Genomic DNA, 26,101 nt, shown 5'->3' on the forward strand with positions numbered 1-26,101 from the left:
ATGATCCAGGACGTCACGGACAACGAGGAGATCGAGGCGCGGATCGGCCGGCTGCGTCTTCTCGAAGCGCTGCTCTTCGCCTCCGCCGACCCGCTCGACGAGGAGACGCTGGCCGGCCGGCTGGGGGAGGGTGCCGACGTCCCGGCGCTGCTGGACGAGCTGCGGCGCCACTATGCCCCGCGCGGCGTCAACCTGGTCCGCACCGGCGCCGGCTGGTCCTTCCGCACGGCGCTGGACCTCGGCCCGCAGCTGCGGGCCGAGGAGGAGGTCTCCCGCAAGCTGTCGCGCGCCGCGATCGAGACTCTGGCGATCATCGCCTACCACCAGCCGGTCACCCGCGCCGAGATCGAGCAGATCCGCGGCGTCGTCACCAGCAAGGGGACGCTCGACCTGCTGATGGAGCATGGCTGGATCCGTCCGGGGCGGCGGCGCGAGACGCCCGGCCGGCCGCTCACATGGGTCACGACGGACCATTTCCTCGACCATTTCGGGCTGGAGACCCTGCGCGACCTGCCGAGCGTGGAGGATCTGCGCGCGGCCGGCCTGCTCGATTCGCGCCCGGTCCTGCTCGGCTTGTCCGGCGGGGAGGAGGCGCCCGCCCGCCCGCCGGCACCGGCGGAGGGACCGGAGCCCGGGTGACGGCGCCGCCGGTTTGTTAAGAACTCTTTGCAACGATGGGCCGGGGTGACTAGTAAGGACCCTCGCCGCAAGATTTCCAGGGGCGCTTCCGCCCATCAAGCTTCCGGATCCCCATGGACCGTTCCGCCAATGCCGACCGCCGCATCGCCGGGGAGACCGCAGCCGAGGGGCAAGGTGCCACCGTGCCGCTCGACGCGCTCGGTCCCGTGCCGGGCAAGGGGGCCGTGACGATCGAGGCCCTGGCGCTCGACCGGGTGTCGCACCGCTATGGCTCCGCCATCGCCGTCGACGACATCAGCCTGACCATCGGCGCCGGCGAGATCCTCTGCCTGTGCGGCCCGTCCGGATGCGGAAAATCGTCGCTGCTGCGCATCGCCGCCGGGCTGGAGGCCTTGCAGAGCGGCACTGTGCGGATCGGCGGTCGCGTCGTGGCCGACCCCTCGGGCGAGGTGCCGGCGGAGCGGCGGGGCATCGGCCTCGTCTTCCAGGATTACGCCCTGTTCCCGCACCTGTCGGTGATGCAGAACGTGCGCTTCGGCCTGTCCGGCCTGCCCGCCGGAAAGCAGCGCGCCCGCGCGCTGGAGGTGCTGGCCCAGGTCGGCATGGCCGACTACGCCGACTCCTTTCCGCACCACCTGTCCGGCGGCCAGCAGCAGCGGGTGGCGCTCGCCCGCGCGCTGGCGCCGAACCCGGCGGTGCTGCTGCTCGACGAGCCCTTCTCCGGCCTGGACGCGCGGCTGCGCGAGCAGGTGCGCGACGAAACCCTGCACGTGCTGAAGCAGAACGGGGCGGCGACGCTGCTGGTCACCCACGATCCGGAGGAGGCGATGTTCCTCGCCGACCGCATCGCCCTGATGCGGGCCGGCCGGATCGTCCAGCTCGGCGATCCGGTGGATCTCTACACCCGCCCGGCGGACGGCTTCGCCGCCTCCTTCTTCGGCGAGGTGAACCGCATCGTCGGCAAGGTCGCGGGCGGCGGCGTCGAGACTCCGCTCGGCCGCATCCCGGCTGCCGGCTTCGCCGACGGCGCCGAGGTGGAGGTGCTGATCCGGCCTGAGGCGCTGAAGCTGACCCCCATCGTGGCGGTGGCGCCGGTCGGGAACGGGATGCCGAACCTCGCCCGCGTCATGGCGGCCCGGCTGCTCGGACGCACCAGCCTGATCCATCTGGGCATGCCGGACGGGACGGGTGGTGCGGTGCACCTGCATTCCCGCATGCCCGGGCAGTTCCTTCCGCCCGAGGAAAGCTACGTGTCGGTCGCGCTGGATCCACGGCAGGCCTTCGTCTTTCCGCTGCCCGCCGGCGGATGAGCCCGGCTGCCGGCCGGTCCCGCGCGGCGTTGCGGCAGCCCGGCCTTTCTGCCATAGTGCGCGCGCTGCCGAAGGGGCAGCCGCCTGGGAAAGCGTGACATGGGATTTACGAGCATCTGGCATTGGGTCATCGTTCTGGTGATCGTCGTGCTGTTCTTCGGCGCCGGCAAGCTGCCGAAGGTGATGGGCGACGTCGCCAAGGGCGTGAAGAGCTTCAAGGCCGGCCTCCGCGACGATGACGAGACCGATGGCGCCGCCAAGCCCCTGTCGAGCCAGCCGGCTCCGGGTGTTGCCGCCGACCAGGCCATCAAGCGCGACGAACCGGCCCGCACCTGACGGGTGCCCGCCGGCCCGCGAAAGGCGCTCCCCCGGCGGGGGAGCGGCGTTTAAGGCCGAGGATTCATGCTCGACATTGCCTGGTCTGAACTCATGGTCATCGCGGCCATCGCCCTTGTGGTGATCGGCCCGAAGGACCTGCCGAAGGCCATCTACACTCTCGGGAAGTGGGTGCGGAAGGCGCGCGGAGTCGCGCGCGAGTTCCAGACCCACATCGACGACATGATGCGCGAGTCGGAACTGGACGAACTGCGGCAGCAGGCGCTCAAGACCCGCGACATGAACCTCCAGAAGATGATGGAGGACACGGTCGATCCGAAGGGTGAGCTGAAGAACGCCTTCAACATCGATCCCAATGGCGGCCACCCCGGCAGCCCGCCGGAGAACGGCCCCGACACTGCCGTGGCCGCCAAGGCGGAGCCGTCGGTACAGCCGCTTTCCGCGACCGAACCACCGGTCACGGCCCCGGCCACGGCGCCCGCCGCACTCCCTGAAACAGCGGCACCGTCCGCTCCGGCCGCTTCCGCCCCCTCGGACGCGGCGCCGAAGCCCTCGCTGAGGGCCGACGCGAAGCAGACCGAACCGACCGAGACCGACAAGCAGGCATGACCCAGTTGTCCGGCGAACCCCAAGACGAGCTTGAAGAGAGCAAGATGCCGCTGCTCGACCATCTGGTCGAGCTGCGCAACCGCCTGATGTACGCCTTCGCGGCCATCATCATCGCCTTCCTGCTCTGCTACGCCTTCTCCGACCGGATCTACAATTTCCTGGTCCAGCCGCTCGCCGACATCCTGGCCGGGCAGGGACGCCGGATGATCTACACCGGCCTTACGGAAGCCTTCTTCACCTATGTGAAGGTGGCCTTCTGGGCCGGCTGCTTCCTGTCCTTCCCCATCGTCGCCTCGCAGATCTGGATGTTCGTGGCGCCCGGTCTCTACAAGCACGAGCGCCGGGCCTTCCTGCCCTTCCTGGCGGCCACGCCGGTCCTGTTCTTCCTGGGCGGGGCGATGGTCTACTACCTCATCTTCCCGATGGCATGGCGCTTCTTCCTGGGGTTCGAGTTCCATCCCGGCGGGACCACCGACGCCCTTCCCATCGAGTTCGAGGCGCGCGTCAGCGAATATCTGTCGCTGGTGATGCAGCTGATCTTCGCCTTCGGCCTCGCCTTCCAGCTTCCGGTGCTCCTGACGCTGCTGATCCGCGCCGGGCTGCTGAGCACGAAGACGCTCGCCGAAAAGCGCCGCTACGCGATCGTGTTCGTCTTCATCTTCGCGGCCATCGTGACCCCGCCCGACGTCATCAGCCAGGTCGGGCTCGCCATCCCGCTGCTGGCGCTCTACGAGGTTTCCATCTGGATCGGCCGCCTCATCGAGAAGAAGCGCGACGCGCAGCAGGGTGCCTGAGGCCGCTTCACGGCTTCTTAAGGGCTAAGGCCTTACCCTCGGTCCGTCATGACCGACGGCCCCTTACCCACTTCGCAGCCCACCGAGGGCGACGAGATCCGGCGCGAGCGCGACCGCTTCCGCGAACTGGTCGAGATCACCTCCGACTGGGTGTGGGAGGTCGACGCCTCGGGGCGCTACACCTACACCAGCCCGCAATGCCGGAACCTCCTGGGCTATGAGCCGGAGGAGATCCTCGGGCGCACCCTGTTCGACCTGATGCCCCCGCCCGAGGCCGCGCGCGTCCGCCGCGACTTCCTGGCCTGCGTGGCGGCCCGGCGGCCCATTTCCGGCCTGATCAACGTGAACCTGCGCAAGGACGGGACGGAGGTCGTGCTGGAGACCGGCGGCGTGCCGCTGCTGAGCGCCGAGGGCCGCCTCCTGGGCTACCGGGGCGTGGACCGGGACGTGACCGAGCGGCACCGCGCCTATCTCGCGCTCGAGGAGTTCGCCCGCCAGTCCGCCCGTGAGAAGGAGCGCGCCGAGAAGGAGAATGCCGCCAAGTCCCGTTTCCTCGCCGTGATGAGCCACGAGCTGCGCACCCCGCTCAACGCCATCATCGGCTTCTCCGAGGAGATGCTGCACGAGGATTTCGGCCCGCTGGGCGATCCTCATTACCGGGAGTATGCCCAGGACATCCGGGACAGCGGGCGCCATCTGCTCGCCATCGTGAACGACATTCTGGAGCATGCCAAGCTGGAGGCCGGCGCCGTCGAGCTGGAGGACGGGCCTGTGTCGGCCCACGACCTTCTGGGCGGTGTGATGCGCATGCTGCGCCCGCTATCCCAGCCGCGCGGCGTCCTGGTGCGGGTCGAGATCGCCGACGGTTTCCCGACCCTCAGGGGCGATGCGCGCCGCTTGCAGCAGGCGGTCCTGAACCTCGCGGCCAACGCGGTCCGCTTCAGCGCGGAGGGGATGGCCGTCACCCTGTCCGCAGGACTTGCCGACGACGGAGTGCCGCTGCTGCGCGTCGCCGACCACGGGCCCGGCATGACCCCGGCGGAGCTGGAGGTCGCCCTGAGCGCCTTCGGTCAGGCCCATCAGGGGCATGGGCGCGCGCCGGAGGGAACGGGGCTGGGCCTGCCCATCGCCGTCCGGATCGCGGAGCTGCATGGCGGCTCGCTGGAGGTCCGCAGCGCTCCGGGGCAGGGCACGACGGTGACGATCGCGCTGCCCGGCCGCCTGCTCCGCTGACGGTGCTGTGCCGGGGCGGCCCGGACCTTCAATCTGGACCTTACGGGGGTGGCGCACTATAACCAGCGTCCCACCATACAGGTTTTCGTGAGCCATGCACGACATCCGCGCCATCCGTGAGAATCCCGAAGCCTTCGACCGTGGCCTCGCCCGCCGTGGCCTGGAGCCGATGTCGCCCGCTCTGCTGGATCTCGATTCCCGGCGCCGCTCCCTGCAAACCCAGCTGCAGGAGATGCAGGCCCGCCGGAACGAGGCGGCCAAGGAGATCGGCGCGGCCAAGAAGGAAGGGCGCGACGCCCAGCCGCTGATGGACGAGATGACGCGGCTGAAGGAGCAGCTTCCGCAGACCGAGGAGCAGGAAAAGGCGCTCGGGGCCGAGCTGGACGAGATGCTCGCCTCCATCCCGAACCTGCCGGCGGACGACGTTCCCGACGGGCCGGACGAAACCGCCAACATGGAGATCCGCCGCTGGGGCGAGGCGCGCGCCATCCCCGGCGCCAAGCAGCATTTCGAACTGGGCGAGGCGCTCGGCCTCATGGACTTCGAGGCGGCGGCACGCATGTCCGGCGCGCGGTTCGCCGTGCTGAAGGGGCCGCTGGCCCGGCTGGAGCGGGCCATCGCCGACTTCATGCTGGACATCCACACGGGCGAGCACGGCTTCACCGAGATCGCCCCGCCGCTGCTGGTGCGCGACAACGCGCTGTTCGGCACCGGCCAGCTGCCGAAGTTCGAGGAGGACCTGTTCCGCACCGGCGATCACTTCCTGATCCCGACCTCGGAGGTGCCGCTCACCAACCTCGTGGCCGACCAGATCGTCGCGGCGGAGGAACTGCCCTACCGCTATGCCGCGCTGACCCCCTGCTTCCGCGCCGAGGCGGGCTCGGCCGGGCGCGACACGCGCGGGCTGATCCGCCAGCACCAGTTCTGGAAGGTCGAGATGGTCGCCGTCACGACGCCGGAGCAGTCGGAGGAGGAGCAGGAGCGCATGACCCGCTGCGCCGAAACCATCCTCCAGCGGCTGGACCTTCCCTACCGGACGGTCACGCTCTGCACGGGCGACATGGGCTTCTCCGCGCGCAAGACCCACGACATCGAGGTCTGGCTGCCGGGCCAGAACGCCTACCGCGAGATCTCCAGCGTGTCCAACTGCGGCGACTTCCAGGCCCGCCGCATGAAGGCGCGCTGCCGGCCGAAGGGGGAGAAGGCGACGCAGTTCGTCCACACACTCAACGGCTCCGGCGTGGCGGTCGGCCGCTGCCTGATCGCGGTGATGGAGAACTACCAGCAGCCCGACGGCTCGATCACCGTGCCCGAGGCGCTGCGCCCCTACATGCGCGGCATCGAAAGGATCGGCGGCAATGTTTGATCTTCCGGTCGATCTGTCCAAGGCGCGGATCCTCATCACCAACGACGACGGCATCCATGCCCAGGGGCTGAAGGTGCTGGAGGAGATCGCCCGGACGCTGAGCGACGACGTTTGGGTGGTCGCCCCGGACACCGAACAGTCGGCGGCGAGCCATTCGCTGACGATCCACCGTCCCTTGCGGCTGCGCCAGCACGAGGAGAAGCGCTTCACGGTGGACGGAACGCCCACCGACTGCGTGCTGCTGGCCATCAACCACGTGATGAAGGACGCGCGGCCGACGCTGGTGCTGTCCGGTGTCAACCAGGGCTCCAACATCGGCGAGGACGTGACCTATTCGGGCACCATCGCCGCGGCCATGGAGGCGACGCTTCTGGGCGTTCCCGCCATCGCGCTGAGCCAGCACTACGAGACGGGCATGCCCATCGAGTGGTCGTCGGCCCGCGCCTTCGGCGCTGACGTGGTGCGCAAGGCGGTGACGGTCGCCTGGCCGAAGAACGTGCTGCTGAACGTGAACTTCCCCTCTTGCAAGGCGGAGGAGGTGACCGGGATGCGGGTGGTGCGCCACGGCAAGCGCAAGATCGGCGACGAGCTGACCGAGCGGGTCGATCCGCGCGGCCGGCCCTATTTCTGGATCGGCACCCTGCGTGGGGAGGCCGACGTCGCCCCGGACACGGACATACATGCCGTGTTCAACGGCGGCATCTCGGTGACGCCGCTCTACCTCGACCTCACCCACACCGCCACCCTGAAGACGCTGGAACAGGCCTTCGCGTGACGCTGGAAGCGCGCAAGATCCGCTTGCTGATGACGTTGCGCCGGGCCGGCGTGACCGACGCGAGGGTTCTCGGCGCCATCGAGCGGATCCCGCGCGAGCTGTTCGTCCCCGACGCCTTCCAGGACCAGGCCTGGGAGGACACCGCCCTGCCCATCGACCTGGGCCAGACCATCAGCCAGCCGGTGATCGTGGCGCTGATGACCCAGGCGCTGGAACTGGACGAGCGCATGGCGGTGCTGGAGGTCGGCACCGGCTCCGGCTACCAGGCGGCGGTGCTGTCGCGGCTGTGCCGGCGGCTCTACACGGTCGAACGCCTGAAGCCGCTCCTGGCCGAGGCGGAGCGCCGGTTTCAGGCCCTCCGTCTGCACAACATCACCGCCCGCCATGGCGACGGAATGCGCGGCTGGCCCGAGCAGGCCCCCTTCGAGCGCATACTGGTCACGGCCGCGGGCGGGGATGAGCCGCCAAAGGACTTGACGGAACAGCTCCGCGTTGGTGGTCTCATGGTGATCCCGCTGGGGGGCGACTACCGCAACCAGCGGGTTGTCCGCATCCGGCGCACCGCGTCCGGTTTCGATCGGGAGGAGTTGTGGCCCGTCCGTTTCGTTCCGCTGCTGCCGGGCACATCGTCCGATGGCTCGGCAAACCAACCCGGCAGCCCGGATCCGGCCCGTCCGGATGGCGGGACCGCAGCTTCGTGACCGCCGCTCCCGTGACCGCATCCTCCCGGACCTTCCGCTCGCTCCTCGCGCTGCTGGCGCTGCTTCCCCTGGCCGCCGCCTGCGAACGCGCCGGTGGGCTGGCGCCCCTGACCATGGGCCAGCAGGCGAGCCCGTCCGCCGGCGGGACGGTCACCGTCCAGCCCGGCGACACGGCCTATTCGCTGTCGCGGCGCTACAGCGTGCCGCTCCGCGACCTGATCGAGGTGAACGGGCTTCAGGCGCCCTACATGCTGGCGATCGGGCAGCGCCTGACCCTGCCGGTCTCGCGCCAGTACATCGTGCAGAAGGGCGACACGCTCTACGGCATCTCCCGCATGTTCAGCGTGGACACCAGCGAGCTGACCCGGCTCAACAACCTGACCCCGCCCTACGGCGTCCAGGCGGGCCAGCCGCTCCGCCTTCCGGGGGAATCCGGGGCCATGGAGACGGCGGGCCGCCCGCCGGCCCCGGTCGCCGCGGTGCCCGTCGCCCCGGCCCCGTCCGGCGTTCCTGCCTCCTCCACGCCGTCCGGGCGGCCGGGCGCGATCGAGACGGCGGAGCTGCCGCCGCCCGGCGCGTCCGCCCCCTCCACCCCCTCCGCTCCGTCCACCGGCACCGGAGCCGCCGCTCCCGCGGGCATCGCGGTGACGCCCCTGCCGGCACCGGTTCCCGGCGCCAGGCCTCCGGCGGGCGCCGACTCCGGCGGCGCGTCGGTTTACGAACAGGGACAGGCCCCGACGGTCCTCCGTCCGCCCTCGGCGAAGCCGGAACCGGCCCCGATACCAGCACCAACTCCGGCGCCAGTTCCGGCACCGGTGGCGCGGCCGGCGCCCGCCGAGGCCGCGCCGCCGGTGCGGGAGGTCGTCGTTGCCCCGCCGCCCAAGGCCGTCGAGGAGCCGCCGCCCCGCTCCTCCGGGCGCTTCCTGTGGCCGGTGAAGGGCAAGCTCGTCTCCGGCTACGGCCCGAAGCCGGACGGCATGCACAATGACGGGCTGAACATCGTGGCGCCCAAGGGGACCACGGTGGTGGCCGCCGACAACGGCGTGGTCGCCTATGCCGGGAACGAGCTGCGCGGCTTCGGCAACCTGCTGCTGATCCGCCACGCCGACGGCTGGATCACCGCCTACGCCCACCTCGACCGCATCGACGTGGAGCGCGGCGCCACGGTGAAGCGCGGGCAGGCCATCGCGACGGTCGGGCAGACCGGCTCGGTGACCAGCCCGCAGCTTCACTTCGAGCTGCGCAAGGGCACGCAGGCGGTGGACCCGCGCGACCAGATGGCGCCCGCCCGCCTCAGCGAAGCGGTTTCCCCAGACGGCCGGCAAGGTCCTGGATGAACTGCCAGGCGACGCGGCCCGACCGGCTGCCGCGCGTCATCTGCCATTCCACCGCCCCGGCGTGCAGCTCCTCGACCGGGACGTCCAGCCCGAAGCGCCGGGCATAGCCTTCCACCATCGCAAAGTAGGTGGGCTGGTCGCAGTTGTGGAAGCCCAGCCACAGCCCGAACCGGTCGGAGAGGGAGACCTTCTCCTCGACCGCTTCCGCCGGGTTGATGGCGGTGGAGCGCTCGTTCTCGATCATGTCGCGCGGCATCAGGTGGCGGCGGTTCGAGGTCGCGTAGAAGACGACGTTCTCCGGCCGGCCCTCGACGCCGCCTTCCAGCACCGCCTTCAGCGACTTGTAATGGGCGTCGTCATGGTCGAAGGACAGGTCGTCGCAGAACAGGATGAAGCGGCGCGGCTCCCCCTTCAGCCGGGCGAGCAGGCGGGGCAGGGTCGGGATGTCCTCGCGGTGGATCTCCACCAGCGCCAGCGTGCCGGGCATCGCCTCGGATACCGCCGCATGCACCGACTTGACGAGCGAGCTTTTGCCCATGCCGCGCGAGCCCCAGAGCAGGGCGTTGTTCGCCGGCAGGCCGGCCGCGAAGCGGCGGGTGTTCTCCAGAAGCTGCTCGCGCTGGTGCTCCACGCCCTGGAGCAGCCCGATCTCCACGCGGTTGACGGACGCCACCGGATCCAGCCGGTCGGGGTCGGCGTGCCAGACGAAGGCGTCGGCGCTTCCCAACGGCAGCGGCCCGTCGGGCGGCGGGGCGAGGCGCTCCAGCGCCTCCGCGATGCGGGTCAGGAGCGGGAGGATCTGCGGGACGGAGGCGAGGTCGGACATGGGATGTGGCCCTGGATATTCGGCGGGAACGAGATTGGCGCGGGACAGGGGGCGGGCGACCGATTGGTGGCCCAGCCATCTTTTGGACGCAAGCGCAACCTACCATACCCGCCCGGCGGCACAAGACGCGCTCCCCGGCCCGCCGGAGGGGCACGCCGCCGCTTCGTGAAACCCCCGTAATCCGCCCCGTAATCCGTTGCATCACGGGCCGGGGCGGCTATAGTCCCCGCGTCCAGCCCTGCCGCGGCCGGGACCAAACCATATGGAGCTACCGATGTTCGTTTCGACGGCCTACGCACAGACCGCCGCCCCCGCCGCCGGCGGGACCGACATGATCGTGCAGTTCATGCCGCTGATCCTCATCTTCATCGTCTTCTACTTCCTGCTGATCCGTCCGCAGCAGAAGAAGATGAAGGAGCACCGGGCAATGCTCGAGGCGGTCCGGCGCGGCGACCGCGTGGTCACCGGCGGCGGCATCATCGGCACCGTCACGAACGTCGGCACCGGCGACGAGCTGACCGTCGAGATCGCCGACAACGTGAAGGTCCGCTGCCTGCGCTCCACGATCAGCGCCGTGCTCGCAAAGACCGAGCCGGCCGGCAAGGGCGGCACCCCGGCCGAGGGCGAGACGAAGCCCGCCGAAGGCGCGGCCGGCGGCCTCGCCAAGATGTTCGGCCGCAAGTAAGCCGCACCTAACACGCGCCAACGCCGGCGAACGGGACGCCTCTCTGAATGCTCTATTTTCCGCGCTGGAAGACCATCCTGATCATCGCGATCTGCGTGATCGGGACGCTCTTCGCCCTGCCGAACCTCTTCAGCCGCGAATCGCTGGCGAATCTGCCGGGCTGGTACGCCAACAGCCGCATCTCGCTCGGCCTCGACCTGCGGGGCGGTTCGCACCTGCTGCTCGAGGTGGACATGGACGCGGTCATCCGCGACCGGGTGGAAGGGCTGGTGGACGGCGCCCGCACGCAGCTGCGCACCGCCAACGTCGGCTACACCACGATCACCCCGTCGGCGCGCGGCATCACGGTGCAACTCCGCGATCCGGCGCAGGCCCAGGCCGCGACGCAGGCCCTGCGTGAACTCGCCAACACGGTGGGAGGCGGTGCCTTCGGCGGCGGCCAGCCCGACCTCGACGTCGCGGCGGCCAACGGCGCCGTGACCGCCACCCTCAGCGAGCCCGCCCTGCGCGAGCGCGCCAACCAGGCGGTCGAGCAGTCGATCGAGATCGTGCGCCGCCGCATCGACGAGACCGGCGTCAACGAGCCGACCATCGCCCGCCAGGGCGCCGACCGCATCCTGGTCCAGCTTCCCGGCGTCGAGGATCCGGACCGCGTGAAGCGGCTGCTCGGCACCACCGCGAAGATGACCTTCCGGCTGGTGGACATGAACGCCGACCCGACGGCGACCCGCGCCCCTCCCGGCTCGGAGATCCTGCCTTCGGCCGACCCGACCGGCCCGCAGAGCTACGTCATCCGCAAGCGGGTCGAGGTGGACGGCGCCAACCTCCAGAACGCCTCGGCGGGCACCAACCCGCAGACCGGCGAATGGGTGGTCAATTTCGAGTTCGACAGCACGGGCGCCCGGCGCTTCTCGGAGGTGACCCAGGCCAACGTCGGCCGTCCCTTCGCCATCGTGCTCGACAACAAGGTGATCAGCGCCCCGGTCATCCGCGAGCCGATCACCGGCGGACGCGGCCAGATCAGCGGCAACTACAACGCCCAGACCGCCAGCGACCTCGCCGTGCTCCTGCGCGCCGGCGCCCTGCCGGCGCCGCTGAAGGTGATCGAGGAGCGCACGGTCGGCCCCGACCTCGGCGCCGATTCGATCCGCGCCGGCCTGACCTCCGTCATCGTCGGCTTCGTGCTGGTCTGCGTCTACATGGTCGCGGCCTACGGGCTGTTCGGCACCTTCGCCTGCATCGCGCTGTTCGTGAACATCGTGCTGACGCTGGCGGCCCTGTCCATGCTCCAGGCGACGCTGACGCTGCCGGGCATCGCCGGCGTGCTGCTGTCGCTCGGCCTCGCCGTCGACGCGAACATCCTGATCAACGAGCGCATCCGCGACGAGACGAAGAAGGGCCGCGGCGTGTTCGGCGCGATGGAGGCCGGCTTCAGCCGCGCCTACAGCACGATCGTCGACTCCAACCTGACGACGGTCATCAAGATGATCATCCTGTTCGCGCTGGGCACCGGCGCGATCAAGGGCTTCGCCGTCACGATCACCTTCGGCATCCTGATTTCCATGTTCACCGCCACGGTGCTCGTGCGCCTGATGATGGTGACCTGGCTGCGTCAGACGCGGCCGGCCGCACTGCCGGTCTGACGGGCCGGTCTGAAAGGGTTCATTCATGTTCCGGCTTCGCCTGGTCCCCGACAAGACCACCATCCCCTTCATGAACGGCCGCTTCGCCGGCCTGTTCGTGTCGGCGTTCCTGTCGATCGCGTCGATGGTGCTGTTCTTCTATCCCGGCCTGAACTACGGCATCGACTTCCGCGGCGGCATCGCCATCGAGGCGCGCACGGAAGCCCCGGCCGACTTCGCCCAGCTCCGCCAGCAGCTCGGCGAACTCGGCCTGGGACAGGTCGCGCTTCAGGAGTTCGGGTCGCCGCAGGACGTGCTGATCCGCCTGGAGCGCCAGCCGGGCGACGACGCCGCCCAGCAGGTGGCCGCCGACCGGGTGCGCGCCCGCCTGGCGGAGATCCTGCCCGGCACCCAGGTCCGCCGCGTCGAGGCGGTCGGCGCCTCGGTCAGCGGCGAGCTGTTCACCAACGGCATGCTCGCCATGGGGCTCGCCGTGGTGGCGATGCTGGTCTACATCTGGTTCCGCTTCGAATGGCAGTTCGGTGTGGGGGCGGTGGCGACGCTGCTGCTCGACGTCACCAAGATCATCGGCTTCTATTCGATCACCGGCCTTCAGTTCAACCTGACGGCGATCGCGGCGATCCTGACCATCATGGGCTATTCGGTGAACGACAAGGTCGTGGTCTACGACCGGGTGCGCGAGAACCTGCGCCTTTACAGGAAGATGCCGCTGCGCGACCTCATCGACCTGTCGATCAACGAAACGCTGAACCGCACCCTCGGCACCTCCGTCTGCACCTTCCTGTCGGTCGTGCCGCTCGCGCTTTTCGGCGGCGAGGCCCTGCAGGAGTTCGGCATCGTCCTGATCTTCGGCGTGATCATCGCGACCACCTCCTCGATCTTCATCGCCGCCCCCATCCTGCTGTTCCTCGGCGAGAACCGTCTGCGCCGGGGAACGACCGAGGAGACCGGCGGCACGGCACCGGCCTCGTCGTCTCCGTAAGCGGCGGGAGCGCGGCGCGCCCGGCGTGCCGCGCGTCCCCTCCCGCGCAATGGGAAGAAAGGAAGCCTCATGGACATCACCCCGTTCATCCCGTCGGACCGTCAGGTCATCGACGGCTACGGCGATGGCCAGTTCTGCATTTCCGGCGTCTGGCGGCCCGGCCCCTGCATCGTCCTGCCGGACCGCACGCTCGACTGGGATGTGGAGGGGTTCGAGAGCCTGAGCCTCGACAGCTTCGCGCCTGTGATGGCGGCGGAACCGAAGGTGGAGATCCTGCTGCTCGGCTGCGGGCCGAAGATGCAGCTTCTTCCCAAGGCGTTGCGCGTGGCGCTGCGCGAGGCTGGCGTGGTGACCGAACTGATGGACACGGGTGCGGCCTGCCGCACCTACAACGTCCTGCTGTCCGAAGCGCGCCGGGTCGGTGCGGCCCTCCTCCCGGCCTGATTACCGGCGAGAATCGCCGCAGCGGCCCGCTCGCCCGAGCGCACCGCCCCTTCCAGCGTGGCGGGTAGCCCCGTGTCCGTCCAGTCCCCGGCCAGGAACAGGTTGGGAAGCGCTGTGACGGGTCCCGGCCGCCGTGCCGCCTCCGCCGGGCTCTGGTCGAAGGTGGCGCGTTTTTCCTTGATGATCCTGTAAGACGGAATGGCGTCCGCCGTTCCCAGCGCGCGCGCCACGTCGCGCCACAGGATCCCCGCGACCTCCTCCGCCGGCCGGTCCGCCAGAGCGTCGGCGGCGCTGACCGTGACCGACACCATGTCGCCGCGGGCGAACAGCCACTCCGCCGTCCCGCCGATCAGCCCCAGGAAGGGCAGGCCTCCCTTGAGCGCCGCCGGCCGGTCCAGCCGGAAATGGGCGTTGACGATGGCTTCACCGGCGTTGGGCACCGTCAGGCCGGGCAGCAGCCGTTCCGCTGCCCAGGGGGGCAGGGCGAGCAGGACCGTGTCGCCGTCTGTGACCGGGACCGGGGAGCCGCCCGCCGACAGGGACCTGACGCGCCCGCCCTCCACCGTCAGCCCATCCACGCGCGTGCCGAGGCGAATCGGCGCGCCGCTTTCCTCCAGCCGGCGCAGGGCCGGTTCGACGAAGGCGGCGGACAGCCCGTCCCTGGCGATCACCGGGCGGCAGGAGGATTCCCCGCGCAGAAGCGTTTCCCGGAGCACGGCCCCGAACAGCCGGGCCGACACGCGCGACGGGTCGCCGTTCAGGGCGGAGACGACCAGCGGCTTCCACAGCCGTTCATACAGCGCGCCGTCGCGGGACAGGACCTCGGCGACGGTGGCGTTCGGCCGGGCGAAGACGGCCTTCAGCGCCCGGAGATAGTCGGCGGGCCGGCTTCCCGGCACGCGCCGGGCCGGATCGACCAGCCACAGCCCGCCGGGCCGCAGGCACCATTCCCTGCCGTCGCGCAGGTCCAGGAAGGGGAAGGCCGCCGGGCGGATCTCCTCCAGCCGGCCAAGCCCGCCGATCCGGTCGGCGTAACCGAGCAGAGCGCGGTTCCCGCTGAGGACGAGGTGGCTGCCGTTGTCCAGCGTGCGGCCGAGCGTGGAGTCGTGAAAGGAGCGGCAGCGCCCGCCGGCCTGTAGGGCCGATTCGTACAGCGCGACGGCCCGTCCCCCGGCTTGCAGGCGCACGGCGGCGGCGAGGCCGGCGAGCCCGGCGCCGACGATGTGGATGGTGGTCAAGGATGGCCGCTCAAGGAATGGGTTATCGGGCGGGCGGCGTGCCGAGGGCGCATCGCATCGTGACCCAGGCGCATTCGCGCTTGCCGACGCGCACCCGCTCGTCCGGCCGCGCCCAGCCGCGCACGCGCAGGCGGACGAGCAGCCGGTGGTAGAGCACCATCATCGCGACCGCGGCCCAGAGCGGACCACGCCGGCAGTTCGCCAGCAGCGTCCGGGCCTCCCTGAAGCGCGCCTCCGCCCGGTCGGCCAAGGCCTCGCAGGCCTGGGGAAGGTTCGGGTGGGCGAGCACCGCCGCGGGCTCGGTGCCGGCGATCCCCGCCTCCTCCAGCAGCTCGCGCGGCAGGTAGAGACGGCCCAGCCCGGCATCCTCGGACAGGTCGCGCAGGATGTTGGTGAGCTGCAAGGCCTCGCCGAGCGCGAGCGCGAAGGCTTCCGTCGCCGGATCCGCCCGGTCGAAGACCCGGATGGCGAGCATCCCCACCGCCCCGGCGACCCTGCGGCAATAGAGCGTCAGCTCGTCCAGCGACGGTGCGCGAATGCCATGCCCGGACTCGTCCGGCAGGTCCATCGCCATGCCGTCGATCAGCGCTTCCAGCTCGCCGCGCGGCAGGCCGTAGCGTTCGATGGCGCCCTTCAGCGCGGTGGCGAGCGGACCGCCGGGCGTGCCGCCGGCGTAGAGGGACCGGATCTCCCGGCGCCATGCGTCCAGCCCCGCGCGCTTGGCTTCCAATTCGCCCGGCTCATCCGCGATGTCGTCGATCCGCCGGCAGAAGGCATAGATCGCGAACATGGCCGCACGCTTCGACCGGGGCAGGAGAAGCATGGGCCAGTAGAAAGTGCTGCTGGATCGTCCCACGACCGCCTCCGGCCCTTCGGCCGAGGAGTCGATCAGCGGAGGCGTCATGATGCGTCCCGGGTTATTTCGCTCCCAGGCCACGCGCGATGCCGCGGGCCATCGCGAACATCTTATGATGCGGCCCGAGGGCGACGCGAGTCTTCATCGGGTCGCGCGTCCGCAGCCGCTGGGCCAGCGATTCGGCGAGGCTGAGGATCACCGCCGCTTCCATGCGCAGGCCGCGGTGCTGGATCAGGCCGGGCAGGGGGGCGGCGCGCTCCAGCAGCCGGTCGGTGTGTTCCAGCACCCGGTCGATCACGAGGCGCAGCTTGGCGTCGCATTCCTGCTCCACCAGCCGCTCGACGCTGAGGCCGGCTTCCTCGAACCAGGCCAGCGGGATGTAGCAGCGGCCAAGCTGGGTCCAGTCCTCGCGGCAGTCCTGGAGGTGGTTGAGGATCTGGAGGGCGGAGCAGAGCGCGTCCGCCGCCGGGCCGGGGGCCACCCCCTCGCCATGCAGGTCGAGCAGGTAGCGCCCGACCGGATTCGCCGAGAAGCGGCAGTAGAGCAGCAGATCGCTCCAGCTGTGGCAGCGGGCACCAACCGCGTCGCGGCGGAAGGCGCGCAGCACCTGCCGCGCGTGGCGGTCGCTGACGCCGGTGCTCTGGAGGCTGGCGCGCAGGTCGAGCGCCGGCTTCAGGTAGGCGTGCTTCGCCTGCCCCGTGGTCAGAGCCCGTTCCAGCGCCTCCAGATAGGCGAGCTTGGTCTCGGGCTCGAGATCCGGGTCGTCCGCGATGTCGTCGGCCAAGCGGACGAACTTGTAGAAGGCCATGACATGCGGGCGCAGATGCTTCGGAAGAAGCCGCGACGCGACGGGGAAATTCTCCGAACCCGGGTCCTTGCGGGCGACCGGGCTCGGCTTGCGGGGCTTGGTCGGGGCGAGATTGAAATCAGCCATGGGATCAATGCCTGTGCGCGTCGGGGCTGGCGTGGAGCCTTTACCTGTCTAATATAAGGCCCGGTCCGGCTTTGCCCCGGTCCCATAACGGTTCCACCACCATTTTTTCCGGTAAGACACACATGGCGAAGGTGACGGCCGACCTGTCATATTGCGGACAGGAGGTGCGGAAGTATGACAATGACCGTTTCGTCAGTGCTCTCTTTGCACCTTCGGACAGGCGAGAATCCCTGTTCGCCCTCTATGCCTTCAATCTTGAGATCGCCAAGACCCGCGAGGTCGTGACCGAGCCCGTCCTGGGCCAGATGCGCCTGCAATTCTGGCGCGACGGGATCGAGGCGCTCTACGAGGGACGGCCGGTGCCCAAGCACGCGGTCATGGAGCCGCTGGCCGAGTCGGCGCGCGGCCGTGGCCTCTCCCGGGCGCTGTTCGACCGTCTGATCGACGCCCGCGAGGCCGACCTGACGGACGAGCCGCCGGACACGCTGCCCTGCCTGGTGAACTACGCGGAGGTCACCAGCGCGCCGCTGGTGCAGCTCGCGCTGGAGGCGCTGGACGTGCGCGGCGAGGCGGCCAGCCGGGCCGCGCGCCATGTCGGCATCGCCTACGCCCTGACCGGCATCCTGCGCGCGGTGCCCTTCCTGGCCGCCCGGCACCGGACCATGCTGCCGGCGGACCGCATGGCGGCCCTCGGCGCCCGCGCCGGCGACCTGTTCGAGATGCGCTCCAAGCCGGAGCTGAGGGCGGTGATCGCGGAGGTGGCGGAAGCCGCGCGCGACCATCTTGCCCAGGCCCGCTTGCTCCGCGGCGAACTGCCGCGCGCGGCCGTGCCGGCCCTGCTGCCGGCCGTGCTGTCGGACCTCTATCTCGACGTCATCGCCAGGGAGGGCAACGACCCCTTCGCCCCGCGCGTGCAGATGCCGAACCCCTTTCGCCAGGCGAAGCTCGCCTGGGCGGCGGTGCGCGGCCGGTACTGATACGATGTTCATGAAGTCCTGACCTGTGGTCAGGACTTCCGCGCCACGGGGCGCGGGGCCGCAGTCGCGGCCCTATACCGGGTTCGGATGTCGGAATTTTCCGGACCCTGTATGAGCCGCGCCTTTCCGGACCGCCCCCTTACGCCGCCCGGACGGTCGAGACGAAGCGCTCGACCTCAGTGTGGAGCTGGTCGGCCTGCTGGGACAGCTCGGCGGCGGCGTCGAGGGCCTGGCCGGCCATGTTGCCCGTCTCGCCGGCCGCGCGGGTGACGCCGACGATGTTGGAGGAGACCTCCTGGGTGCCGACGGCGGCCTGCTGGACGTTGCGGCTGATCTCCTGAGTGGCCGCACCCTGCTCCTCGGCGGCAGCGGCCACGGCGGTGATCGTCTCGTTGATGGCGACGATGGTCCGGCCGATGGCCTGGATCGCCTCCACCACGCCGCCGCTGGCCGCCTGCATCTCGGCGATCTGGGCGGTGATCTCCTCGGTGGCCTTGGCGGTCTGGGTGGCGAGGTTCTTCACCTCAGAGGCGACCACGGCGAAGCCCTTGCCCGCCTCGCCGGCGCGGGCCGCCTCGATCGTGGCGTTCAGCGCCAGCAGGTTGGTCTGGCTGGCGATCTGCTGGATCAGCCCGACCACGTCGCCGATCCTGCGGGCGGCGGTGCTCAGCCCCTCGACCGTGCCGTTGGTCCGCTCGACATCGCCGACAGCACCCGCCGCCATGCGGGAGGAGTGGCTGATCCGCTCGTTGATCTCCGTGATCGAGCGGGCCAGCTGCTCGGCGGCGGCGGCGACCGTCTGCACATTGGCGCTCGCCTGGTCGCTGGCCGCGGCCACGGCGACCGCCTGCCGGTCGGTTTCCTCGGCGATGCTGGACAGGCCTTCGGCGTTGGAGCGGAGCTGCGTGGCCTGCACGGTGACGCTGCGCACGACGCCGCCGACACTCGCCTCGAAGCTTTCGGCCATGGCGGCCAGTTCCAGCTTGCGCCGTTCGGCGGCGCGCTGCTCCTCCAGCCGGCGCTCCTCCTCCATCGCGGCGATGCGGCCGGTGTTTTCCTGGAAGAGCTTCAGCGCCTTGTTCACGGCGCCGATCTCGTCGCCCCGGTCCAGGTCGGTGACGGTGACGTCGCTCCGCCCGGCGGTGACGGCCTCCAGCGTCGCGATGGTGCGGCGGAGCGGACGGCCCAGCAGCGAGCGGCCGGCGAGCCAGACGGCGGCCAGCAGTGCCAGGACCAGCAGGGCGCCGCCGGCCAGCGTGGCGTTGCGCAGTTCCACCACCGGAGCGTCGATCTTGTCGAGCGGAAGATTGACCAGGAGCGACCAGGGCGTTCCCGTGCCCTCGACCGGGACGGGAATGAAGAGCTGCTTCACGTCCGTGCCGAGGCTGGTCGAGAAGGACATGTGGCTGTGGAACCGCCCCTCGCGGATGGCCGGCTTGGCGGCTTCAAGACGCGGGTTGGTCTTCTCGATGGGCTGGCCGAGATGGTCCGGCTTGGAGTAGGCGGCCCAGCTTCCCTCGTTGGAGATCAGGTAGATCGATCCGGTCCCGAAGGGCTTCACCGTCGCCAGTGCCGCCGACAGCCCGTCGGTGGACATGTCCACGCCCGCGACGCCGATGGCGCGCCCGTTCTCGATGATCGGCATGGTCAGCGACACGACCAGCATCGACTTGCCGGCGATCTGATAATTGTACGGTTCGATGAGGACTGGCCGTTTGGAGGTCAGGGACCGGTGGTAATAGGCGCCGTCCGCCCCCTGGTCGGCGTAGCCGGTGAGCGGCTCCAGCGCGACCGTGCCGGAGGCGCGGTTCCAGTAACTGAGGAAACGGCCCGTGGCGTCGCTGCCCGGCGTGCCGGTGAAATCCGCGTCACGCCCGTCCAGCGCGTTCGGCTCCATGCCGATCCAGACGCCCAGAAACTCCGGGTTGGCCTCGGTGACGGCCTTCATCCAGGCGTTCAGCTGAGCCCGGTCCACGGGACCGGCGGATTTCAGCCCCGCGACGCTGGCCGCGAGGAAGCGGCTGGTCTCCATCGCGTGGTTGAGCTGACCGCGCACGACCTCGGCGTGGGTGTGCCCGATCTGCTCGCCCTCGCGGAAGGACAGGGTCTCGACCTGGGCGCCGCTCTTGCCGACGACGGCAAGGATCCCGGCACTCAGGCCGGCCACGGTCACCAGACCGATGACGAGCAGCAGCTTCGTCACGACGGACATACGCTTCAACATTCCCATCCCCTGCAAAACAACCTCTGCACAGCGTGCGCGGCCCATTCTGACCGCCAAAGATTGTGCAAAAGGTTTACGCAAAGGGCGAAGTGAAGGTTGCCCGCACTGTTTTTCCTTCCCTGTCAGGCGGCGTCGCTTTCCCTGCGGCCGAGCCAGCCGTCGAGGTCGGCGAGCGCGCGGCGGCTGTAGGCAAGCTTCCGCTCCCGGCCCTTGATGCGCGTCTCCACCTCGGGGAAGAGACCGAAATTGACGTTCATCGGCTGGAAGGTCTCGGCGTTGGCGCCCCCGGTGATGTGGCCGAGGATGGCGCCGAGCGCGGTGGTGGCCGGCGGGACGGCGATGTCCCGGCCGAGCCGCTCGGCGGCGGCGAAGCGGCCGGCCAGCAGCCCCACGGCGGCACTCTCCACATAGCCCTCGCAGCCCGTGACCTGGCCGGCGAAGCGGATGCGCGGCATCGCCTTCAGCCGCAGGGCGCCGTCCAGCAGGCGCGGGCTGTTCAGGAAGGTGTTGCGGTGCAGCCCGCCCAGCCGCGCGAACTCGGCGTTCTCCAGGCCGGGGATCATGCGGAAGACCCGCACCTGTTCGGCGTGGCGCAGCTTGGTCTGGAAGCCGACGAGGTTGTAGAGCGTGCCCAGCGCGTTGTCCTGGCGGAGCTGCACGACCGCGTAGGGGCGGCGTTCCGGCCGGTGCGGGTTGGTGAGGCCGACGGGCTTCATCGGCCCGTAGCGCAGCGTGTCCACCCCGCGCTCGGCCATCACCTCGATCGGGAGGCAGCCCTCGAAATAGGGGGTGTTCGCCTCCCACTCCTTGAAGTCCACCGTCTCGCCGGTGCGCAGCGCCTCGATGAAGGCGCGGTACTCGTCCTTTTCGAAGGCGCAGTTGATGTAGTCCTTTCCCGTGCCTCCGGGGCCGGGCTTGTCGTAGCGGGACTGGAACCAGGCCTTGGACAGGTCCACGCTCTCCAGATAGACGATGGGCGCGATGGCGTCGAAGAAGGCCAGCGAGTCTTCGCCCGTCAGGCCGCGCACCGCCTCGGCCAGGGCCGGGGAGGTGAGGGGACCGGTCGCGACGATGACGCTGTCCCACTCCTCCGGCGGTAGGCCGGCGACCTCGCCCCGCTCGATGGTGATCAGCGGATGGGTGGAGATCGCCTCCGTCACCGCTTCGGCGAAATGGTCGCGGTCCACCGCCAGGGCGCCGCCCGCCGGGACCTTGTGCGCGTCGGCCGCGCGCAGGATCAGCGAGCCGCAACGCCGCATCTCCTCGTGCAGTAGCCCGACCGCGTTGTATTCCGCATCGTCCGACCGGAAGGAGTTGGAGCAGACCAGCTCCGCCAGCTTGTCGGTGGAATGCGCCTCGGTCGCGCGCACGGGGCGCATCTCGTGCAGCACGACGGGCACGCCGCTGGTGGCGAGCTGCCAGGCGGCCTCGGAACCGGCGAGGCCGCCGCCGACGATGTGGACGGGGCGAAGGGTATCGGTCATCGCGAAACGACTTTCCTGGAACGGCAAAGGCCGGCCGGCCCGGTGGGCCGCCGTCCCCTGTGACTGAACAACGGAATGCAAGGACTTAACTAACACGGATGGCGGGCGCGCCTGAACCGAAACCTTGATGCGGAGCCGGAAAGCGAAGCGGCCGGCCTCCCCTTCGGGAGCGCCGGCCGCCGGATGAAAGCTGCTTGCGACCGTCAGTCGTCCACGGTCGTCGTGGTGGTGCTGGACGAGGTGCCCGACGCCATCGGGGCCGGCGTGACCACGGTGGCGCTCGGCGCCGGGGTCACCATCGTCGTGCCCGACACGGCAGGGCCGGTGGTGGTCGTCGTGGTCGTGGTGCTGACGTCGTCCGTGCCGCAGGCCGCCAGAAGCAGAGCGGCGCCGAAGGCGGCGGCAATACCCGGCAGGATCTTCTTCGTCATGGTGGTTCTCTCCTTTTGTTTATCGAACCATGATGAAGAAACGCGGTGAATTTCGGATTGTTTCCACGCTCCTGTGACAAAAACAGGCCGGAGGGCGCCGGCTATTCTATTGTCTTGATCTTTCCCTTTGGGGTGCCTGCGTCTCGACTGTCCGGCTTAACCCGCTCACTTCGGGTGCTTACGCCTTCCGGCGCTCGATCTTTCCAGCACAAGAAGAGCTGGCCCGGCGCCTTCGACGGGAAGGGGCCGGGCCGGCATGACGGGCGAAGGGACGCGAAGCGGTCAGGCCCGCTTGCGGACCTTCTTGGGCTTCAGGTAGGGCGCGAGGTAGTGGCCGGTGTGGCTGCGCGCGACCTTGGCCACGTCCTCGGGCGTGCCTTCGGCGACGATCTCGCCGCCGCCGGTGCCGCCCTCCGGGCCGATGTCCACGATCCAGTCGGCCGTCTTGATGACCTCCAGATTGTGTTCGATCACCAGCACCGTGTTGCCCTGGTCCACCAGAGCGTGGAGCACCTCCATCAGCTTCTCCACGTCGGCGAAGTGGAGGCCGGTGGTCGGCTCGTCGAGGATGTAGAGGGTACGGCCGGTGGCGCGGCGGCTCAGCTCCTTTGCGAGCTTCACCCGCTGCGCCTCGCCGCCCGACAGGGTGGTGGCCTGCTGCCCGATGTGGACGTATCCGAGCCCGACCCGTTCCAAGGTTTCCATCTTGTCGCGGATGCCCGGCACGGCCTTGAAGAACTCCTTGCCCTCCTCGACCGTCATGTCGAGCACGTCGGCGATGCTCTTGTCCCGGTACAGGATCTCCAGCGTCTCGCGGTTGTAGCGCTTGCCGTGGCAGACGTCGCAGGTGACGTAGACGTCCGGCAGGAAGTGCATCTCGATCTTGATGACGCCGTCGCCCTGGCAGGCCTCGCAGCGCCCGCCCTTCACGTTGAAGGAGAAGCGCCCCGGGCCGTAGCCGCGCGCCTTCGCCTCCGGCAGGCCGGCGAACCAGTCGCGGATCGGCGTGAAGGCGCCGGTGTAGGTCGCCGGGTTGGAGCGGGGCGTGCGGCCGATGGGCGACTGGTCGATGTCGATGACCTTGTCCAGATGCTCCAGCCCGTTGATCGCGTCATGCTCGGCCGGATGCTCGCGCGCTCCCATCAGCCGGCGGGCCGCCGCCTTGTAGAGCGTCTCGATGATCAGGGTGGACTTGCCGCCGCCCGACACGCCGGTGACGCAGGTGAAGGTGCCCAGCGGGATGCGGGCGCTGACGTTCCGGAGGTTGTTGGCGCGGGCACCCACCACCTCCAGGAACTGGCCCTTGTGGCCGGGCCGGCGCCGGTCCGGGACGGGCACGGCGCGCTTGCCGGTCAGGAAGGCGGCGGTGACGCTGTCGGGGTTCTTCTCGACCTCGGCCGGGGTGCCCTGGGCGATGACGGTGCCGCCGTGCTTGCCGGCACCCGGCCCCATGTCGACCAGATAGTCCGCGGTGCGGATGGCGTCCTCGTCATGCTCCACCACGATCACGGTGTTGCCGAGGTCGCGCAGCCGCTTCAGCGTCACGAGAAGCCGGTCGTTGTCGCGCTGGTGCAGCCCGATGCTCGGCTCGTCCAGCACATAGAGCACGCCGGTCAGGCCCGAGCCGATCTGGGAGGCGAGCCGGATGCGCTGGCTCTCGCCGCCGGACAGGGAGCCCGATCCGCGGCTGAGGGTGAGGTATTCCAGCCCGACCGCGTTCAGGAAGCCCAGCCGCTCGTTGATCTCCTTCAGGATGCGGTAGGCGATCTCCTTGTCCTTCTCGCGCAGATGCTGGTTCAGCGCGCTGAACCAGGCGCCGGCCTCCGCGATGGACATGGCCGAGGCGTCGGAGATGTGCTTGCCGTTCACCTTCACGGCCAGGGCCTCCGGCTTCAGCCGGGCGCCCTTGCAGGCGTCGCAGGGCTGGGAGGACTGGTACTTGGACAGCTCCTCCCGCATCCAGGCGCTGTCGGTTTCCTTATAGCGGCGCTCCAGGTTGACGATGATGCCCTCGAAGGCCTTGTTCGTCTGGTAGCTGCGCAGCCCGTCGTCGTAGGTCATGGTGATCGGCGTCGTGCCCGACCCGTACAGGATGGTGTCGCGCACCGCGTCCGGCAGCTCCTCCCAATGGGTGTCCATGGAGACGCCGAAATGCTTGCAGATGCTCTCCAGCGTCTGCGCGTAGTATTGGGACGTCGAGCCGGCCCAGGGCGCCACGGCCCCCTTGGCGAGCGACAGCCGCTCGTCCGGCACGACCAGCATCGGGTCGAAATAGATCTTGCTGCCCAGCCCGTCGCAGACCGGGCAGGCGCCGAACGGGTTGTTGAAGGAGAAGAGGCGCGGCTCGATCTCCGGGATCGTGAAGCCGGAAGTCGGGCAGGCGAATTTCTGCGAAAAGACCGTCTGTTCCTGCGTCTCGGCGTTCTCGACGAAGACGATGCCGTCGGCCAGCCCCAGCGCCGTCTCCAGCGAATCGGCCAGCCGGTTGCCCAGCCCCTCGCGCACGACGATGCGGTCCACGACCACCTCGATGTCGTGCTTCAGCTTCTTGTTGAGCGCCGGGACCTCGTCGATCTCGTACATGGTCCCGTCCACGCGCACGCGCTGGAAGCCGCGCTTGCGCAGATCCTGGATCTCCTTCTTGTACTCGCCCTTGCGGCCGCGCACGAAGGGGGCCAGCAGCAGGAGGCGCGTGCCCTCGGGCATGGCGGTGATGCGGTCCACCATCTGGCTGACCGTCTGGCTTTCGATGGGCAGGCCCGTCGCCGGCGAATAGGGGATTCCGACCCGCGCCCAGAGCAGGCGCATGTAGTCGTAGATCTCCGTCACCGTGCCGACGGTGGACCGGGGATTCTTGGAGGTGGTCTTCTGCTCGATCGAGATGGCCGGCGACAGCCCCTCGATCGATTCCACGTCCGGCTTCTGCATCAGCTCCAGGAACTGGCGCGCGTAGGCCGACAGGCTCTCCACGTAGCGGCGCTGCCCCTCGGCGTAGATCGTGTCGAAGGCGAGCGAGGATTTGCCCGATCCCGACAGGCCGGTGATGACGATCAGCTCGTCGCGCGGAAGATCGACGTCGACGTTCTTGAGGTTGTGTTCCCGCGCGCCGCGGACGCTGATGAATTTGTTCATGAGGTGTTCTTAGCCGATAGCCAAGGGGAAGGGAAGCCGCCAGCGGCCCGCACAGATATGTGGAAGGCGCATGGGAATTGCCACCTCCGGCCAGGGTCCGCATGGCTGCCGCTCATTGGCTCGGGTCGCCGCCGGCCTGCGGCGGAAGAGTGTACCGGCGGCCAAGGAATCTGTTTCCGGCGGGGCGAAGCTCTGCTATATTTGTTCGCGGAATGTTCTCCTCGCCGGTCGGGCCGCGTATCCGGCGGGAACAGGGAAAGTTCCGTGGCGGTTGACCCGCATCCCGGCGCATGCTTCTTGAGCGTGGCCGTGAGGCGGGCCGAACATGAGGCCGGCCCTGCGAACAGGACCCCTCGGTATCCGGACGCCCTCCGCCGGGCGCCCGAACGGGCTGGCAAGGATACCGGGACGCGGCGATCAGGAGACAGTGCGATGAATGTGTGGACGTTTACGGGGCGCCTGGGTGCGGACGGAGAGCTGCGCACGACCCAGAGCGGGGAAAAGGTTCTGGGCTTCCGCGTCGCGAACGACGTCGGCTTCGGCGAGCGCAAGACGACCCAATGGGTCGATTGCTCCATCTGGGGCCGCCGCGCCGAGTCGCTGTCGCCGCACCTGACCAAGGGCAAGAGCGTCGTGGTCTCGGGCGAAGTGACGATCCGCGAATACGAGAAGCGCGACGGCACCCGCGGCGCCGGCCTGTCCGTGCGCGTCGCCGAAATCGACTTCACCGGCGGCGCCCGTGAAGACGGCGGCGGCGGCGGTGGCGGTGGCTACGAGTCGCGCGGCGGCGGCAGCGGTGGCGGCGGCTACGGCGGGGGTGGTGGCGGCGGTGGTTACGGCGGTGGCGGTGGCGGCGGTGGCCGCAGCGGCGGCGGCGCTCCGCCCCGGCACGACGACCTCGACGACGAAATCCCGTTCTGACCTCGCGTCAGCCAGGACCGGGCGCCGGATCCCAAGTGGGTCCGGCGCCTTTTTGATGTGCGCCCAGCATGGGCGTTCTCTTGTGGGTGCAAGTCCCATCGTAAGCTGATCACGGCGAGCGAAGTGAAGCGCAACTGCGGAAGGGTGACCGACCGTGGGGAGGAAGCGTGGATCGAAGCCGCGGGCCGATGAACAAGAACCGGATATGAGGCGCTGCCGACCAG

General features: G+C 69.7%; 24 protein-coding genes. 16 read left to right on the forward strand and 8 right to left on the reverse strand.

The annotated features are described in order from the left end of the window. The 10 genes from scpB to JUB11_RS11635 all read left to right on the forward strand — a co-directional run bounded on the left by scpB (nt 1) and on the right by JUB11_RS11635 (nt 9,100). Entirely contained in the window at nt 1–639 is a 639-nt protein-coding gene (scpB, locus tag JUB11_RS11590) for an SMC-Scp complex subunit ScpB (protein WP_207458689.1), read from the forward strand. Between the two features lie 113 nt (nt 640–752). Further along, entirely contained in the window at nt 753–1,949 is a 1,197-nt protein-coding gene (locus JUB11_RS11595) for an ABC transporter ATP-binding protein (protein ID WP_207458690.1), read from the forward strand. A gap of 99 nt (nt 1,950–2,048) precedes the next feature. Further along, nucleotides 2,049–2,285: a twin-arginine translocase TatA/TatE family subunit gene (locus JUB11_RS11600; RefSeq protein ID WP_207458691.1), complete on the forward strand. Its 237-nt coding sequence runs from the start codon at nt 2,049–2,051 to the stop codon at nt 2,283–2,285. 66 nt (nt 2,286–2,351) lie between these two features. Continuing rightward, nucleotides 2,352–2,894 carry a Sec-independent protein translocase protein TatB gene (tatB, locus tag JUB11_RS11605; RefSeq protein WP_207458692.1) on the forward strand — a complete coding sequence of 181 codons (543 nt, stop codon included), beginning with the start codon at nt 2,352–2,354 and terminating at the stop codon, nt 2,892–2,894. Then, a complete protein-coding gene (gene tatC / locus JUB11_RS11610) occupies nt 2,891–3,688 on the forward strand; it encodes a twin-arginine translocase subunit TatC (RefSeq protein ID WP_207458693.1) in 798 nt (265 codons plus the stop codon). The genes tatB and tatC overlap by 4 nt, the downstream gene beginning before the upstream one ends. Nucleotides 3,689–3,736: 48 nt before the next feature. Further along, nucleotides 3,737–4,921 (forward strand): PAS domain-containing sensor histidine kinase, encoded by a 1,185-nt coding sequence (locus tag JUB11_RS11615; RefSeq protein ID WP_207458694.1) that lies wholly within the window; start codon nt 3,737–3,739, stop codon nt 4,919–4,921. Nucleotides 4,922–5,015: 94 nt separating this feature from the next. Further along, nucleotides 5,016–6,287: a serine--tRNA ligase gene (gene serS, locus JUB11_RS11620; protein WP_207458695.1), complete on the forward strand. Its 1,272-nt coding sequence runs from the start codon at nt 5,016–5,018 to the stop codon at nt 6,285–6,287. Further along, entirely contained in the window at nt 6,280–7,062 is a 783-nt protein-coding gene (gene surE / locus JUB11_RS11625) for a 5'/3'-nucleotidase SurE (RefSeq protein WP_207458696.1), read from the forward strand. The genes serS and surE overlap by 8 nt, the downstream gene beginning before the upstream one ends. Then, nucleotides 7,059–7,763: a protein-L-isoaspartate(D-aspartate) O-methyltransferase gene (locus JUB11_RS11630; protein ID WP_207458697.1), complete on the forward strand. Its 705-nt coding sequence runs from the start codon at nt 7,059–7,061 to the stop codon at nt 7,761–7,763. Before surE ends, JUB11_RS11630 begins: the two co-directional genes overlap by 4 nt. Then, nucleotides 7,760–9,100, forward strand: a complete 1,341-nt coding sequence (locus tag JUB11_RS11635; RefSeq protein WP_348771414.1) for a peptidoglycan DD-metalloendopeptidase family protein — start codon at nt 7,760–7,762, stop codon at nt 9,098–9,100. The genes JUB11_RS11630 and JUB11_RS11635 overlap by 4 nt, the downstream gene beginning before the upstream one ends. Here the strand turns inward: JUB11_RS11635 and JUB11_RS11640 are convergent. Beyond that, nucleotides 9,057–9,926: an ATP-binding protein gene (locus tag JUB11_RS11640; RefSeq protein WP_207458698.1), complete on the reverse strand. Its 870-nt coding sequence runs from the start codon at nt 9,924–9,926 to the stop codon at nt 9,057–9,059. The genes JUB11_RS11635 and JUB11_RS11640 overlap by 44 nt on opposite strands. A 274-nt stretch (nt 9,927–10,200) precedes the next feature. On the opposite strand from JUB11_RS11640, the gene yajC reads away from it, so the two are divergent. From yajC to JUB11_RS11660, 4 genes are all read left to right on the forward strand, one after another. After that, nucleotides 10,201–10,611 (forward strand): preprotein translocase subunit YajC, encoded by a 411-nt coding sequence (gene yajC / locus JUB11_RS11645; protein ID WP_207458699.1) that lies wholly within the window; start codon nt 10,201–10,203, stop codon nt 10,609–10,611. Nucleotides 10,612–10,658: 47 nt separating this feature from the next. Continuing rightward, complete coding sequence (secD, locus tag JUB11_RS11650) at nt 10,659–12,254, forward strand: protein translocase subunit SecD (protein ID WP_207458700.1); 1,596 nt, start codon at nt 10,659–10,661, stop codon at nt 12,252–12,254. Nucleotides 12,255–12,279: 25 nt separating this feature from the next. Continuing rightward, a complete protein-coding gene (secF, locus tag JUB11_RS11655) occupies nt 12,280–13,236 on the forward strand; it encodes a protein translocase subunit SecF (RefSeq protein WP_207458701.1) in 957 nt (318 codons plus the stop codon). 69 nt (nt 13,237–13,305) lie between these two features. Further along, nucleotides 13,306–13,680 (forward strand): Mth938-like domain-containing protein, encoded by a 375-nt coding sequence (locus JUB11_RS11660; RefSeq protein WP_207458702.1) that lies wholly within the window; start codon nt 13,306–13,308, stop codon nt 13,678–13,680. Here JUB11_RS11660 and hpnE read toward each other — a convergent pair. The 3 genes from hpnE to hpnC are packed head-to-tail and all read right to left on the reverse strand — an operon-like array spanning nt 13,623 to nt 16,708. Next, a complete protein-coding gene (gene hpnE / locus JUB11_RS11665) occupies nt 13,623–14,918 on the reverse strand; it encodes a hydroxysqualene dehydroxylase HpnE (protein ID WP_207458703.1) in 1,296 nt (431 codons plus the stop codon). The genes JUB11_RS11660 and hpnE overlap by 58 nt on opposite strands. A gap of 22 nt (nt 14,919–14,940) precedes the next feature. Then, on the reverse strand, nt 14,941–15,822 hold the full coding sequence (hpnD, locus tag JUB11_RS11670) for a presqualene diphosphate synthase HpnD (RefSeq protein ID WP_207458704.1): 882 nt from the start codon (nt 15,820–15,822) through the stop codon (nt 14,941–14,943). A gap of 13 nt (nt 15,823–15,835) precedes the next feature. Continuing rightward, nucleotides 15,836–16,708, reverse strand: a complete 873-nt coding sequence (gene hpnC / locus JUB11_RS11675; protein ID WP_207458705.1) for a squalene synthase HpnC — start codon at nt 16,706–16,708, stop codon at nt 15,836–15,838. Nucleotides 16,709–16,830: 122 nt separating this feature from the next. On the opposite strand from hpnC, the gene JUB11_RS11680 reads away from it, so the two are divergent. Continuing rightward, nucleotides 16,831–17,685, forward strand: coding sequence for a phytoene/squalene synthase family protein (locus tag JUB11_RS11680; RefSeq protein WP_207458706.1), 855 nt, complete (start codon nt 16,831–16,833; stop codon nt 17,683–17,685). 139 nt (nt 17,686–17,824) lie between these two features. On the opposite strand, the gene JUB11_RS11685 is transcribed toward JUB11_RS11680, so the two are convergent. From JUB11_RS11685 to uvrA, 4 genes are all read right to left on the reverse strand, one after another. After that, nucleotides 17,825–19,909 carry a methyl-accepting chemotaxis protein gene (locus JUB11_RS11685; protein WP_207458707.1) on the reverse strand — a complete coding sequence of 695 codons (2,085 nt, stop codon included), beginning with the start codon at nt 19,907–19,909 and terminating at the stop codon, nt 17,825–17,827. 122 nt (nt 19,910–20,031) lie between these two features. Beyond that, entirely contained in the window at nt 20,032–21,393 is a 1,362-nt protein-coding gene (trmFO, locus tag JUB11_RS11690; protein ID WP_207458708.1) for a methylenetetrahydrofolate--tRNA-(uracil(54)-C(5))-methyltransferase (FADH(2)-oxidizing) TrmFO, read from the reverse strand. Nucleotides 21,394–21,596: 203 nt separating this feature from the next. Beyond that, nucleotides 21,597–21,824, reverse strand: coding sequence for a hypothetical protein (locus JUB11_RS11695; RefSeq protein ID WP_207458709.1), 228 nt, complete (start codon nt 21,822–21,824; stop codon nt 21,597–21,599). 282 nt (nt 21,825–22,106) lie between these two features. Next, nucleotides 22,107–24,956 (reverse strand): excinuclease ABC subunit UvrA, encoded by a 2,850-nt coding sequence (uvrA, locus tag JUB11_RS11700; protein WP_207458710.1) that lies wholly within the window; start codon nt 24,954–24,956, stop codon nt 22,107–22,109. Between the two features lie 432 nt (nt 24,957–25,388). Between uvrA and JUB11_RS11705 the strand changes: the two genes are divergently transcribed. Next, nucleotides 25,389–25,877: a single-stranded DNA-binding protein gene (locus JUB11_RS11705; protein WP_207458711.1), complete on the forward strand. Its 489-nt coding sequence runs from the start codon at nt 25,389–25,391 to the stop codon at nt 25,875–25,877. The last annotated feature ends 224 nt before the right edge of the window (nt 25,878–26,101 follow it).

The sequence above is a fragment of the Azospirillum sp. SYSU D00513 genome (assembly GCF_017356015.1).
Classification (GTDB): Bacteria; Pseudomonadota; Alphaproteobacteria; order Azospirillales; family Azospirillaceae; genus Azospirillum.